Source organism: Rickettsia sp. Tenjiku01, from assembly GCF_001653015.1.
In the GTDB taxonomy this organism is placed as follows: Bacteria; Pseudomonadota; Alphaproteobacteria; order Rickettsiales; family Rickettsiaceae; genus Rickettsia; species Rickettsia rickettsii.
The window spans coordinates 1-14,076 of the sequence record NZ_BCMR01000023.1 but is presented as its reverse complement, the minus strand read 5'-3'; the positions used below and the strand labels follow the sequence as shown (position 1 = coordinate 14,076).

Below are 14,076 nucleotides of genomic sequence, written 5' to 3'. Positions count from 1 at the left end.
GCTCGCAATGACGGTTTTAGTATGTATCCACGCAACAATGCTATCTCGCTTTTTGCAGGAATAACATAAAGAATATTTATCAATTCACTCAAAAATGACCTAGTTGGCGAACTACTCTGAGCTAATTTGCAATTCTCCTAAAATATAAGATTATAAATTTAAGAATAATAACGCAACAAACCAAGTTGAATTATATATTACTTCATTGATTAAGAGTTGTTAATTTATCACAATGTCATTAGTTACTGAAGTTTTATATTTTCCATATCCCAATCATGAGAAATAGTATTATACTTTAATATATAAGGCTTAGTATCTATAGAATCTAGAGTTACATCAGCAATCATATCATCATGCGACGAGATAAGTTCATTATAACCGAAATTAGCATAATAAGGTTGATAATTTCTAAATCTAACCGTTATAAACTTCTCTTTAGTAATAGCAGGCAAGAATTTCACCAAATCATCAAGATTACTTAAAGCTAAATCTTTCATCTCAAAAATTTGCAATCTATAAACATTTTTATAATCTTTAGTAAAAAACGTTGGTATAGAGCTAAAGCTACTACCGGATTGAACGGAAGCTATACTTAGAGCTTTAAGAGGAATACCTGATTTATTACTAAAATAATCATCGGCTTCAAAAAATACTGCACCGCCGAAATTTATCATTTTAGCGATTTTATTATTGTTCACATCATATAAATCTACTGCTTGTTCTAGCTTTTTTCCGTCACGAAATATAGTAAGTTTAATAGCTATTCCTTTGAAATTATCCATTTCTCTATCAAATAATGCTAGATTGCCGCCGAGTTCCTTATCATTAACCGCCCAAATAATATCACCGGCTTTTAAAGATTTTTCGGCAGGTGATCCGGCTAGAACTGCCTTAATGCTTATCACTCTATTTCTACTATCAGGAAATTTCTTTATATATTTATCCATTTCTTCTTTAGGGAAATTGTGATGTCTAACTGCTTTATTTAAAGAATATAACTCGCTTATTATTCCTATATGTTTTCTGCCTGGTTGTTTATTATTCTTTAAACTTTCTAAAGTGCGCGCTACATAATCACCGTGCAACGCTAGAGAATGAGTTTTACCACCACCATATAATACTCCTATAGCCTCAATCTTATCGTTTAATACCGGTGAACCGCTAGCACCTCCTGTAGTATTTAAATTAATAACATAAGTACATTGCGGCATTAAACCTTCAATATTATAAAGATCAGACAAATAACCGGTATGGAAAGAAAAACCTTTTGCTTCTGTGTTACCGACTACAAAAACCTTTTGATTTAATTTTGGAAATTCGCTTGCAAAAGATATTTGCGTTGCTGATGCCGGTATATCTTTACTCTCTACTTTTAAAACGGCATAATCTTGCCAAATATCGTAATAGATAAGTTTTGCTTCTGCCTGCTCACCGTTATAAAAAGTAACAAAATAAGTTCCGATAGACGCACCGCCGACAACATGAGTATTAGTAATTATATAACCGTTGTTCTTATCGTTGATAAATCCCGTTCCAGTCCAACTACTTGTATCGTCATATGCCGATACGGCAATTCTAGTATCGATCGTTACTATTGCTTTCTTTGCTGTTTCAAATATAATAGTGCTTGTTTCGCTAGATGCTAAAACTATATTATTTAGGCAAACTAAATTAATAATAAATAAAAGTTTTAGTAAAATCGGTAGTTTTTTCATTGTCACCTCTTGTAAAATCATTTAAGCCGCACTATATCACATCATAAAGTCATAATAAAATAAAAAAAAGAAAACGAGGAATCTTATGGGAAAAGTAATAGGTATCGACCTTGGGACTACCAACTCTTGTGTTGCGGTCATGGAAGGTAAAGAACCAAAGGTAATAGAAAATGCAGAAGGTGAAAGAACTACGCCGTCAATAATAGCTTTTGCAAACGGCGAAAAATTAGTCGGGCAATCTGCTAAGAGGCAAGCAGTAACTAACCCTCGCAATACTATATATGCGGTAAAGCGATTAATCGGTAGAAATTTTATCGATCCTATGGTTAGGAAAGACCAAGGTATTGTACCGTATAATATAGTTAAAGCCGATAACGGCGATGCATGGGTCGAAGCGGATAATAATACATATTCACCAAGTCAAATTAGTGCATTCATTTTACAAAAAATGAAAGAAACTGCTGAGAATTATTTAGGGGACAAAGTAACACAAGCAGTAATTACTGTACCTGCTTATTTTAATGATGCACAGCGTCAAGCCACGAAAGACGCCGGTAAAATAGCAGGTCTTGAGGTCCTTAGAATAATCAACGAGCCGACTGCTGCAGCGCTTGCTTACGGTTTCGAGAAATCGGCAAGTAAAACTATTGCAGTATACGATCTTGGCGGCGGAACATTCGATGTTTCAATTCTTGAGATCGCTGACGGTGTTTTTGAAGTGAAATCAACAAACGGCGATACATTCCTTGGCGGTGAAGATTTCGATACAAGAATATTAAACCATTTAATAGATGTATTCAAAAAAGAAAACGGTATAGATTTAAGTAAAGATCCTTTAGCACTTCAACGTTTGAAAGAAGCCGCGGAAAAAGCTAAGAAAGAGCTATCTTCTGCAGTAACTACCGATATTAATTTACCTTATATTACGGCTGATAGTAGCGGTCCAAAACACTTAAATATTAAATTTACTAGAGCTGAACTAGAAAAATTAGTAGATGATTTAATTGAAAAAACAATTGAGCCTTGCCGTAAAGCATTACAGGATGCAGGTTTTAAAGCTTCTGATATTCAAGAAGTAGTATTAGTAGGCGGTATGACTAGAATGCCGAAAGTACAAGAAGCCGTAAAAAAATTCTTCGGACGTGAGCCGCATAAAGGCGTAAATCCCGATGAGGTTGTAGCTCTCGGTGCTGCTATTCAAGGCGGAGTACTTAATAAAGAAGTAACGGATATATTATTATTAGACGTTACACCTCTATCCCTTGGCATTGAAACTCTTGGCGGCATATTTACAAGATTAATTGATCGTAATACTACTATACCTACTAAAAAAAGTCAGGTATTCTCAACTGCTGATGATAACCAGCATGCCGTAACTATTAGAGTATTCCAAGGTGAACGTGAAATGGCAAAAGATAATAAATTACTTGGTCAGTTTAATCTCGAAGGTATACCTCTTGCACCAAGAGGTTTGCCGCAAATAGAAGTAACGTTTGACATTGATGCTAACGGAATAGTGCATGTTTCAGCTAAAGATAAAGCAAGCGGTAAAGAGCAGAAAGTCACTATTCAAGCTTCCGGTGGTCTTAGCGATGCGGAAATTGAACAAATGGTTAAAGATGCCGAACAAAATGCTGATGCAGACAAAAAGCGTAAGGAACTTATTGCAGCAAAAAATGCTGCCGATAGTTTAGTTTATTCTACTGAAAAAACTCTTACAGAATATGGCGATAAATTATCATCAGACGATAAAGGAGCTGTTGAAGAAGCACTAGCCGCTTTAAAAGCCGTGCTTGAGTCGGAAGATACTGCTTTGATTAAAGAAAAGACCGAAAGTTTAACTGCAGCTAGCATGAAAATCGGTGAAGCAATGTATAAAGCACAAAGCGAGAGCCAACCTGCTGAAGAAAGTGCCGCTAATGATGAAAAAATAGTAGATGCCGACTTTCAAGATGTAGAGAAGAAGTAGAAGTAATTTCGTCATTGCGAGGAGCGAAGCGACGTGGCAATCTCGTTAAATATCCTGAGATTGCTTTGTCAAATTACTATGTAATTTTCCTCGTAATGACGTTACAATCTCATTTTATAAATTAAATTATGTCACAAAATTATTACCAAATACTAGGGGTTAGTAAAACAGCTAGCCAAGCTGACCTTAAAAAAGCCTACCTCAAGCTAGCCAAACAATATCACCCTGATACTACTGATGCTAAAGATGCTGAAAAGAAATTTAAAGAAATCAATGCCGCTTATGATGTTCTAAAAGATGAGCAAAAAAGAGCTGCTTATGACCGTTTGGGACACGATGCTTTTCAAAATCAACAATCACGAGGGGGAGGAGGAAATCATGGCGGTTTTTACCCTGATATTAACGACATATTTGGTGACTTCTTTAGCGACTTTATGGGAGGCAGCAGAAGATCATCACGCCCAACTTCAGCTAAAGTTAGAGGCTCAGATTTAAAATATAATCTGACAATTAACCTAGAGGAAGCATTTCACGGTATAGAAAAAAATATTAGCTTTTCTAGCGCAGTAAAATGCGATACTTGTCACGGTAGCGGTTCTGAAAAAGGTGAAACCGTAACTACTTGCGATGCTTGCAGCGGTGTTGGAGCGACTAGAATGCAGCAAGGATTCTTTACGATCGAACAAGCTTGTCATAAATGCCAAGGTAACGGACACATTATAAAAAATCCTTGCAAGAAATGTCATGGCATGGGACGTTACCATAAACAACGAAATTTATCGGTAAACATTCCTGCCGGTGTTGAAAACGGTACTAGAATAAGACATACCGGAGAAGGGGAAGCAGGTATTAGAGGCGGTAATAGCGGTGATTTATACGTTGATATAACAATAAAACCACATGATATTTATAAAGTAGACGGAGCAAATCTACATTGTAAACTACCTATTAGTTTTGTGAATGCTGCTCTTGGAGGAGAGATAGAAGTACCGGTAATTGAAGGCGGAAAAGTAAACTTAACAATTCCTGCAGGCACACAAAACGGTGATCAATTAAGGCTACGCAGCAAAGGTATGTCTAAAATGAGATCAACTATTAGGGGTGATATGCTTACGCATATTCATGTCGAAGTACCTAAAAATTTATCTAAAAGACAACGTGAATTACTAGAAGAATTCAAACAAGAATCCATAAATGAAAAAGAAAATGACGGCAGCTTTTTTAATAAAATGAAAAGTCTGTGGTCGTAAATTTTATTTACCTTTCCTATAGAAATGAAACCTCCAATATTATAAAATATTATTTGCATAATATTACCGGAGGTTTTTATGTCCTATAAGAATAATAACGATTTACCTGATTCAGTTAAAAATCATCTTCCGAGCCATGCTAAGGATATTTATCGTGAAGCTTTTAATCATGGCATTTGAACCATATAAGGATGCCGATAAAAGACGTGGGAATGACTCTAGAGAAACAGTTGCACATATAAGTAGCATGGTCGGCCGTAGAAAAAAAATACCATAAAAATGATAAAGGACATTGGGTAGAGAAATAAGTCCAAGAATATAGACCTATTCTTCTAGGGGTAATTTGTACATCGATCCGGTACTCGAATCCTTACGTACAAGTGTACGCTGCGATTCTGCATTCTGTGTTTCCCTCAAATTCCTCCCTATAAACCAGTTTCTGAATAGGTCTAATTTATAAGTTTGTGAGATTTTAATCCTTGAAATTCTGTAAGCCTATATGTATATTTAGTTATTAACTGAATTTAAGTTCTTATGAAATTAACAAAATTATTGAGTACCCTTTTAGTTATAGGGTTAGTTTTAGGCGGGTGCAAAAACAAAAAAACCAGTGATGACATAGTAGTCCCTATCCCTACCCTGTATAATGAAGGTATTACCTTATTGGAAAAGAAAAAATATAAGAACGCTGCAGAAGAATTCGGCAGAGTATTGTACCAGCATCCAGGTAATGAAATGACGCCACAAGCCGAATTGATGCAGGCTTATTCTTTATTTCTCGCCGCTCAATATGAAGAAGCGGTTGATGTGCTTGATATGTTCATTAAGTTGCACCCTGCAAATGTTGACATTGCTTATGCATATTACCTTAAAGCATTATCATATTATATGTTAATTTCAGACGTAAATCATGATCAATCTAGAACTTTCCTAGCTAAAGATAGTTTTGAAGACGTAATAGCAAAATTCCCAAATACTAAATATGCTATTGATTCATCTTTAAAAATTGACCTAGTAAACGATCATTTAGCAGGTAAAGAGATGATGGTAGGTCGGTTTTACTTAAAGAAAAAGAATCCGATGGCAGCTATAAATAGATTTGAAGAGGTAATTGATAATTATCAAACTACTTCTCACTCGGTAGAAGCTCTTTACCGTTTAGCCGAGAGTTATATGATGCTTGGACTTCCGGATGAAGCAAAAAAATATGCCTCAGTGCTAGGTTACAACTATCCTGATAGTCAATGGTATAGTTATGCGTACAGGCTAGTTCAGAACCACCAAAATTAAGCGGCATATGTTCTACAGTCTCTCAGTTAAAAACTTCATTCTGATAGACGAGCTGGAAATTGAGTTTAATAAAGGTTTATGTGTTATTACCGGTGAAACGGGAGCCGGTAAATCTATTTTACTTGATGCTATTTTATTTTGCTTAGGTTATAAAACTTCAAATAATATAATAAAGCGTGGAAAAGATTACGCTGTTGTTAATATAATATTCTCTTTAAATGAAGAAATAAAAAATTTTCTGATTCAAAATTTTATTGAACCTGAAGAGTTATTGTTTGTAAAGTGTCTGCAAAAAGCCGAAGGACGAAAAAATTTTTTCATTAATAATCAAGTGGTTACTAAAGCTCTTATGCAGCAATTAGCTACTTATTTATTCGAGCTTCATGGACAAAATAATAATATTTCTCTTCTAGAAGCAAATACGCAGCGTGATATTTTAGATAGTTATGGAAATCTTTTGGACTTTCGAGCGGAGCTTTCCAAATGCTATCAGGCTTGGCAAAATACTCGGAAAGAAATGGCCGAAATAACACTTAAACAAAATTCTATAGAACAAGAAATTGATTATTTGAGCTTTGCAACGGAAGAATTAACTAAACTGAACATTCAAACAGGTGAAGAAGAAAAATTAGCAAATCTACGAAAAGATTTGCAAAATAAAGATAAGGATTTACAGCTCATAAAAGATATTCTAGAACAGATTAATAACCCTGAAATAAATACATCGATTAATAGAGCAGAGAAATTATTAGCAAGGCAAGGCAACAATGAGCGTTTTGAAGCTATCGTTACAAGTTTAGAGGAAGCCTATAATAATCTAGAAGAAGCACGCCAAGAATTATCAAATCTGTTAGATAGTTTCAATTATGAGGAATATAATCTTGAAGAAACAGAAGAAAGATTATTTTTAATAAAAGCTATTAGCCGTAAATATAATGTTCCTGCTGATGCGTTAGGTGTATTTTTAGATAAATCTTTAGAGCAGCTCAGTATATTAAAAAACAAAATAGCAAATAGTAATGAGTTGAAAGCTCAAGAAATACTACTGCAGAAAAAATATTATGAACTAGCGAGTAATTTATCTGCAAAGCGTCTTATTGTTGCAAAACATCTAGAAGAATCGTTGCATCAGGAGCTAAAGCAGCTTAAAATGGCGAAAGCAATTTTTGAGATTGAGATAAATGCTAAAGAACCAACAGCCGACGGTAATGACGATATTGTGTTTAAAGCGTCTACTAACCCGGGAACGGCAGCTGCAGCAATTAATAAAATCGCTTCCGGCGGTGAATTATCAAGATTCATGTTAGCTTTAAAAACTTCTTTGTTTGATAAAATGGTAAAACCATCTATTATATTTGATGAAATAGATGTCGGGATTAGCGGAGAGGTCGCAGATAAAGTAGGTGAGCGATTAAAAAAACTTAGTAGCATTACTCAAGTAATAGTTATTACGCACCAGCCGCAAGTAGCAGGTAAAGCGGATTTGCATATAAAAATTGAGAAAACACAGCTAGAAAAAGAAACAAAAGTAACGGTAAAAGCTTTAAATTTAGCTGAAAGACAGGAGGAACTCGCCCGCATGATTTCAGGTAAAACAATCACCAAAGCAAGTTTAAAAGCAGCCAAGGAGTTGTTGCATTTGTAATAGGCACTAGCGGTACGGTTTTTATGTCATTCCTGCGAAAGCGAGAATCCAGAAAATAACCTTAATATTGCTACAAGAAATTACATATTAATTAACAAATAAACCTATAAAAATAAGTTTTTTATAGGTTTTACTGGATTCCCGCTTTCACGGGAATGACATAATAGGGAACATATGAACAACAACTACATAAAATTAGAAAACGAATTTGCAACCATCTCACATTTTAATAATATCTTGAGCATATTATACTGGGATGTTGCCGTAAATATGCCTATGGGTTCAGGTGAGAGTAGGACAAATGAAATAGTAACTTTAACGTCGCTAGTTCATTCTATGCTCAAATCTCCTATTCTAAAGGAGCTACTTAGCAAGGCAAAAGAAGAATCAAAGAACCTTGATGAATGGCAGAATGGTAATATTAGAGAGATTGAGAGAAAAGTAACAGATGCAAATTGTATTGACGAGCAGCTACAAAAGAAATGGGTAGCAGCTACTACTAAAGCCGCACTTGTTTGGCGAGAAGCAAGAAAACATAACGACTATAATTTATTCAAATCACACTTACAAAAAGTCTTAGATTATACGAAAGAAGTTGCTAAAGTACGAGCAGATGCTTTTAATTGCGGATTATACGACTCATTAATAGATATGTTTGATCCAAGCAGAAAAAGTAGCGAGATCAAACAAGTTTTTTCCGTACTTAAAAAAGAACTCCCGCAGCTCATAAATAAAGTTTTAGAAAAACAGCAAACCGAGAAAGCACTAGTAAAACACAGCAAACTAGCTCCTGAAATGCAAAAGCGTATCGGAAAACGCATTATGGGAATTATGCAGTTTGATCTAACAAAAGGACGATTAGACGAATCGACTCATCCTTTTTGCGGTGGAACGCCAAACGATATACGTTTAACTACTAGGTATGATAAAGATAATTTCATAAGCGGTTTAATGGGAATTATTCACGAAACAGGACATGCTTTATATGAGCAGAATCTACCGGAAATGTATAAAGGGCAGCCGGTTGGGCTTGCTAAAGGTATGGCCTTCCATGAAAGCCAATCTTTATTTATGGAAATGCAAGTAGGTAGATCAAGAGAGTTTACCGAATTTTTAGCTAAATTACTTAGAGACGAATTTGCTTTTAAAAGCGAAGAATATTCAGCAGCAAGTTTATATAGAAAAATTACAAGAGTGACGCCTGATTTTATAAGAGTAGATGCAGATGAAGTAACTTATCCGATGCACGTAATATTACGTTTTGAGATAGAGGAAATGCTTATCAATGGCGACTTGAATCTCGATGAGTTACCAAACTGTTGGGATAATAAGATGCAGGAATATTTAGGCGTTAAACCGGTAAGTTTTAGTAACGGCTGTCTTCAAGATATTCATTGGTCACACGGAAATTTCGGTTACTTTCCCGCCTATACAAACGGTGCAATTATCGCATCAATGGTGATGAAAAAAGTAAAAGAGATGCATTCAAATATAAAAGATGATATATTAAAGGGTGATTTTAGTAATCTAAATAATTATCTAAATAAGAATTTTAGAAATCTCGGTTCGTTAAAAAATTCAGCCGATTTATTAAAAAGTGCTAGCGGTGAGGAAAAAATCAACCCTGAGGTGTATATAAGATATTTAGAAGGGAAGTATTTATAGTAATAAAATCGTTATTGCGAGGAAATTACGCAGTAATTGACGAAGCCATCTCGGAAGAATTGCTGAAATTGCCACACTCCTTGCAGTCGCTTGCAATGACGACTTATGACAAAAACTAAACAATATAAACAATAATATGGAAGAAGACTTTAAACAAACAGGTTATTTATTTGGCGGGAATGCTGTTTTTGTTGAAGAGCTATATAAGCAATATCTAGCCAACCCTGCCTCGGTTGATCAAACTTGGCAAGAATTTTTTGCCGGCATTAAGGATAATAATACTTTACTCAATAAAAGTACGGCAAAAATAATTATCCCTGATGAAATAAAAAAAGAATCGTTAAATAATAATTTATCTTCTGAAGACTTAAATAGTTTAAAAGCTAAGGAAATGATCAATGCTTATCGCAAGCATGCTCACTATTTAGCGAATCTTGATCCGCTTGGTCTTGAGCTACGTAAAACAAAAAATGATTTAAATCTTAATATAGAAACTTTTGGTCTTGATAGCAGTCAGCTAGAAGAAAATATCAATATTACGGATGAATTTGTCGGTACTTGGAACTGTAAATTATCTGAATTAGTGACCAAGTTCGATAAAGTTTATACAGGTTCTATAGGTGTAGAGTTTGAGCAAATAGAAAATGTAGCAGGAAAAAACTGGTTATATAATAAGCTAGAAAGCGAAGTTACGTTTTCTTCTGAAGACAAAAAAACTATCTTAAATGATTTAGTAGAAGTAGAAGGGTTTGAGCAGTATTTACATACAAAATTTCCCGGAGCTAAGCGTTTTTCCATTGAGGGTGGTGATGTTTCTATAGTTGCTATGAGTAAAGCTATAGATTTATCCATGCATCAGGGCGTCTCAGAAATCGTTATCGGTATGGCACATCGAGGGAGATTAAACACTCTAACTAAAGTAGTAGGTAAGCCATATAAAGCCGTTATTGCGGACTTCATAAGCGGCAGCGTATTTCCTGATGAGCTAAATGTTTCAGGCGATGTAAAATACCATTTAGGCTATTCGTCCGATAGAACTCTAGAGGATAAGAAAATACACTTGTCGCTAGCCGATAACCCTTCACATTTAGAAGCGGTAAATCCTATAGTTGCAGGAAAAGTAAGAGCAAAGCAAGATATTCTTGGAGATACTAAACGCAGTAAAGTCAAAGCTATTTTAGTGCATGGCGATGCTGCTTTTTGCGGTCAGGGCGTGGTTGCCGAGAGTCTATCAATGTCACCTTTAGCTGCTTATGATATCGGCGGGATATTGCATTTCGTCATTAATAATCAGTTAGGTTTTACGGCTAATGCTGCAGATACTAGAGCTAGTAGATATTCTACGGAGTTTGCTAAAATCATAGCTGCCCCGATTTTACACGTTAACGGTGACGATATAGAAGCAGTGTTAAAAGCCACCAATATTGCGGTAGAATACAGGCAGAAATTTGGTAAGGATGTTGTAGTAGAAATTATTTGTTACCGTAAATATGGGCATAATGAAGGCGATGAGCCGATGTATACTCAAGGCACGATGTATAACATTATTAAAAACAAACTGACCCCTGGAAATATTTACGCAAATGAGTTAGTAAAAAGCGGTGTAATCGACAATAATTATTTTGCTAAGTTAAAAGAAGAATTTAAAGCAAAACTAGATAAGGAATATGAGCAGGCAAAAAGTTATAAGCAAGAAGCACATTTCTTAGGCGGATTATGGCAAGGTATTTCTCGTACTCGTACACAAGCTACAATAACGGGTATCAGTAAAAAAACATTACACGATTTAGGCACTAAACTATGCGAAATACCGAAAGATTTTGCCGTTAATCCAAAACTTGTAAAACTATTTGAAGCTCGAAAAGCCACTCTAACAGCTGATCAACCTATTGATTGGGCGACGGCAGAGCAGCTAGCTTTTGCAAGCTTGCTTGCTTCAGGCACAAATATAAGGCTAACCGGACAAGATTCGGGACGCGGTACTTTCTCGCATCGTCATTCAGTATTGCACAACCAAATTGATGGTACTACCTATATACCTCTAAATAATTTATCTAAAGAACAAGCAAAATACGAGGTAGCCGATAGTAATTTATCTGAATATGCGGTGCTTGGTTTTGAGTATGGTTATTCACTCGCAAACCCAAAAAATTTAGTTTTATGGGAAGCACAATTCGGTGATTTTGCTAATGGAGCTCAGATTATTTTTGACCAGTTTATTTCAAGCAGCGAAACTAAATGGCTTCGTATGAGCGGGCTTGTGGTTTTGTTACCTCATGCATTTGAGGGACAAGGACCGGAGCATAGTTCGGCACGACTTGAGAGGTTCTTACAACTGGCGGCTGAGAATAATATGTATGTTACATACCCTACTACCCCTGCTTCGATTTTCCATCTGCTACGTCGCCAAATACTTGATGATACCCGTAAACCGTTAATCGTAATGTCGCCAAAATCATTATTACGTCATAAATATGCCGTATCTAAACTTGACGAGCTAGGTGAAAATACTACTTTCTTACCAATTTTAGATGAAGTAACTAAAGTAGATACAAACAATATTACTAAAGTAATTTTATGCAGCGGTAAGGTATATTACGATCTATTTGAAATGCGTGGCAATAACAGTAATATAGCGATTATTAGGCTTGAGCAATTATACCCTTTTGAAAAAAAACTTGTAGCATCGCTATTAAAAAAATATAATAGGACGCAGGAATTTATTTGGTGTCAGGAAGAACCAAAGAATATGGGAACTTGGTGTTATATAGTTTCTCACTTAAACGATGCTTTAAAAGAAGCAGGCATTAAAAATGAATTTAAATATGTAGGTAGAGAGGAATCAGCCTCTCCAGCAGTAGGCTCGCTGCAAGCACATAATAAACAGCAAGAGAAACTATTAAGGACAGCATTGGGGATATGATTCTTAGGGTATTGCCTAATAATCATCATTGCGAGCAACTAAAAGGAGCGTGGCAATCTCAGGAATTTGCCTGAGATTGCTTCGTCGACTCTTATAGCGTCTTCTCGCAATGACGATAAAACTATACAGGGCGATGCTATACAAATATTAGGAGTAAAATAAATTATGAGCGTTAAAATTATAGTACCATCGCTTGGGGAGTCGATAACGGAAGCAACTATTGCCAAATGGTATAAGGAAGAAGGCGATTCGGTTAAAACCGATGAATTACTGTTAGAAATCGAAACCGAAAAAGTGACTTTAGAAGTTAATGCTCCTTGCAATGGTACTATAGGTAAAATATCGAAAACTGACGGTACAAATGTAGCAGTTGGCGAAGAAATAGGCGAAATAAATGAAGGAGCACCTGCAAATACTGCCGGTACTAATAATGAATCTGCTAAAGCTCAAGCAGTAACACAACCTACTGCAGAAAAACCTGCCGTAGCTAATAATACTCTTGCTCCTTCTGTACAAAAATTAGTTACCGAAAATAAGCTTAACCCCAATAATATAAAAGGAACAGGTAGAGACGGTAGAATTACCAAAGGTGACGTGCTTGCAACAATAAACACTACGACTACTTCTGCTCCTGCAATAAAATCTAAGGAAGAAAGAGTGCAGCGTGTTCGTATGTCACGCTTGCGTAAAACTATTGCACAGCGTTTAAAAGATTCACAAAATACAGCAGCTATTTTGACTACTTTTAATGAAATCGATATGTCAAAAGTAATTGCTTTGCGTAATCAATATAAAGAAGAGTTTGAGAAAAAGCACGCTGTGAAACTTGGGTTTATGTCTTTCTTTGTTAAAGCAACAATTGAAGCTTTAAAGCTTATTCCGTCGGTAAATGCTGAAATAGATGGCGATGATTTAGTATATAAAAATTACTATGATATAGGTGTAGCTGTCGGAACAGAGCAAGGGCTTGTTGTACCGGTTGTTAGGGATGCCGATAAAATGGGATTTGCCGAAGTGGAGAAAGCTATAGGAATTTTGGCTAAACAAGCTCGTGAGGGTAAGCTTGCTATGACTGATTTGTCAGGTGGGACATTCTCGATTTCTAACGGAGGCGTATATGGCTCATTATTATCTACACCGATTATTAATCCTCCTCAATCAGGTATTCTAGGCTTACATAAAACCGAGGAAAGAGCTGTAGTTATAGACGGTAAAATTGAAATACGTCCGATGATGTATATAGCTTTATCTTACGATCATCGTATAATTGACGGGAAAGAAGGAGTATCGTTCTTGGTAAAAATTAAGCAGCTTATTGAGAATCCTGAAAAGTTATTGTTAAATTTGTAAAAAATTGTCATTGCGAGCAGCCGTAGGCTGCATGGCAATCTCATGAAATAATAACCAAACTCCTGAGATTGCTTCGTCAATTACTTCGTAATTTTCCTCACAATGACGTGGTCCCGTTTTTACTCTTTGAAAAAAAAGTAAAATCATTCAAAGAAAGGAAGTATATAATAATGATAAAATGTACTCGTCGTATTGAGTTCGATGCAGGACATAGAATTATAGAACATCAAAATAAATGTCAATTCCTGCACGGTCATCGCTATGTTCTT

11 protein-coding genes and 1 pseudogene are annotated in these 14,076 nt (G+C 35.6%); 9 read left to right on the top strand and 3 right to left on the bottom strand.

Annotated features, from left to right (window positions below; all coding sequences use genetic code 11):
• Positions 1 to 242 precede the first annotated feature (242 nt).
• Positions 243 to 1,736, bottom strand: coding sequence for a S1C family serine protease (locus TENJIKU01_RS05995; protein ID WP_064429584.1), 1,494 nt, complete (start codon positions 1,734 to 1,736; stop codon positions 243 to 245).
• Between the two features lie 64 nt (positions 1,737 to 1,800).
• On the opposite strand from TENJIKU01_RS05995, the gene dnaK reads away from it, so the two are divergent.
• The 3 genes from dnaK to TENJIKU01_RS09950 all read left to right on the top strand — a co-directional run bounded on the left by dnaK (position 1,801) and on the right by TENJIKU01_RS09950 (position 5,114).
• Entirely contained in the window at positions 1,801 to 3,684 is a 1,884-nt protein-coding gene (gene dnaK, locus TENJIKU01_RS05990) for a molecular chaperone DnaK (protein WP_064429583.1), read from the top strand.
• A gap of 128 nt (positions 3,685 to 3,812) precedes the next feature.
• A complete protein-coding gene (dnaJ, locus tag TENJIKU01_RS05985; protein ID WP_064429582.1) occupies positions 3,813 to 4,934 on the top strand; it encodes a molecular chaperone DnaJ in 1,122 nt (373 codons plus the stop codon).
• Positions 4,935 to 5,012: 78 nt separating this feature from the next.
• A complete protein-coding gene (locus tag TENJIKU01_RS09950) occupies positions 5,013 to 5,114 on the top strand; it encodes a ChaB family protein (protein ID WP_153019888.1) in 102 nt (33 codons plus the stop codon).
• A 150-nt stretch (positions 5,115 to 5,264) separates the two neighbouring features.
• On the opposite strand, the pseudogene TENJIKU01_RS10805 reads toward TENJIKU01_RS09950, so the two are convergent.
• Positions 5,265 to 5,361 (bottom strand): annotated as a pseudogene (locus tag TENJIKU01_RS10805) (palindromic element RPE1 domain-containing protein); the annotation flags it as partial.
• Positions 5,362 to 5,468: 107 nt separating this feature from the next.
• Here TENJIKU01_RS10805 and TENJIKU01_RS05975 point away from each other — a divergent pair.
• The 5 genes from TENJIKU01_RS05975 to odhB all read left to right on the top strand — a co-directional run bounded on the left by TENJIKU01_RS05975 (position 5,469) and on the right by odhB (position 13,807).
• Entirely contained in the window at positions 5,469 to 6,224 is a 756-nt protein-coding gene (locus tag TENJIKU01_RS05975; protein WP_064429581.1) for an outer membrane protein assembly factor BamD, read from the top strand.
• Between the two features lie 7 nt (positions 6,225 to 6,231).
• Positions 6,232 to 7,869: a DNA repair protein RecN gene (recN, locus tag TENJIKU01_RS05970; protein WP_064429580.1), complete on the top strand. Its 1,638-nt coding sequence runs from the start codon at positions 6,232 to 6,234 to the stop codon at positions 7,867 to 7,869.
• 174 nt (positions 7,870 to 8,043) lie between these two features.
• The gene (locus TENJIKU01_RS05965; protein ID WP_064429579.1) at positions 8,044 to 9,534 is read left to right on the top strand and encodes a carboxypeptidase M32; all 1,491 of its coding nucleotides are present in this window, start codon (positions 8,044 to 8,046) and stop codon (positions 9,532 to 9,534) included.
• 136 nt (positions 9,535 to 9,670) lie between these two features.
• A complete protein-coding gene (locus TENJIKU01_RS05960; RefSeq protein ID WP_064429578.1) occupies positions 9,671 to 12,457 on the top strand; it encodes a 2-oxoglutarate dehydrogenase E1 component in 2,787 nt (928 codons plus the stop codon).
• Positions 12,458 to 12,622: 165 nt separating this feature from the next.
• A complete protein-coding gene (odhB, locus tag TENJIKU01_RS05955; RefSeq protein WP_064429577.1) occupies positions 12,623 to 13,807 on the top strand; it encodes a 2-oxoglutarate dehydrogenase complex dihydrolipoyllysine-residue succinyltransferase in 1,185 nt (394 codons plus the stop codon).
• Here odhB and TENJIKU01_RS09010 read toward each other — a convergent pair.
• Positions 13,796 to 13,954 (bottom strand): hypothetical protein, encoded by a 159-nt coding sequence (locus TENJIKU01_RS09010; RefSeq protein ID WP_172795045.1) that lies wholly within the window; start codon positions 13,952 to 13,954, stop codon positions 13,796 to 13,798. The genes odhB and TENJIKU01_RS09010 overlap by 12 nt on opposite strands.
• A 23-nt stretch (positions 13,955 to 13,977) precedes the next feature.
• Here TENJIKU01_RS09010 and TENJIKU01_RS10860 point away from each other — a divergent pair.
• The coding region (locus TENJIKU01_RS10860; protein WP_172795056.1) for a 6-carboxytetrahydropterin synthase at positions 13,978 to 14,076 on the top strand (99 nt) is incomplete at its 3' end.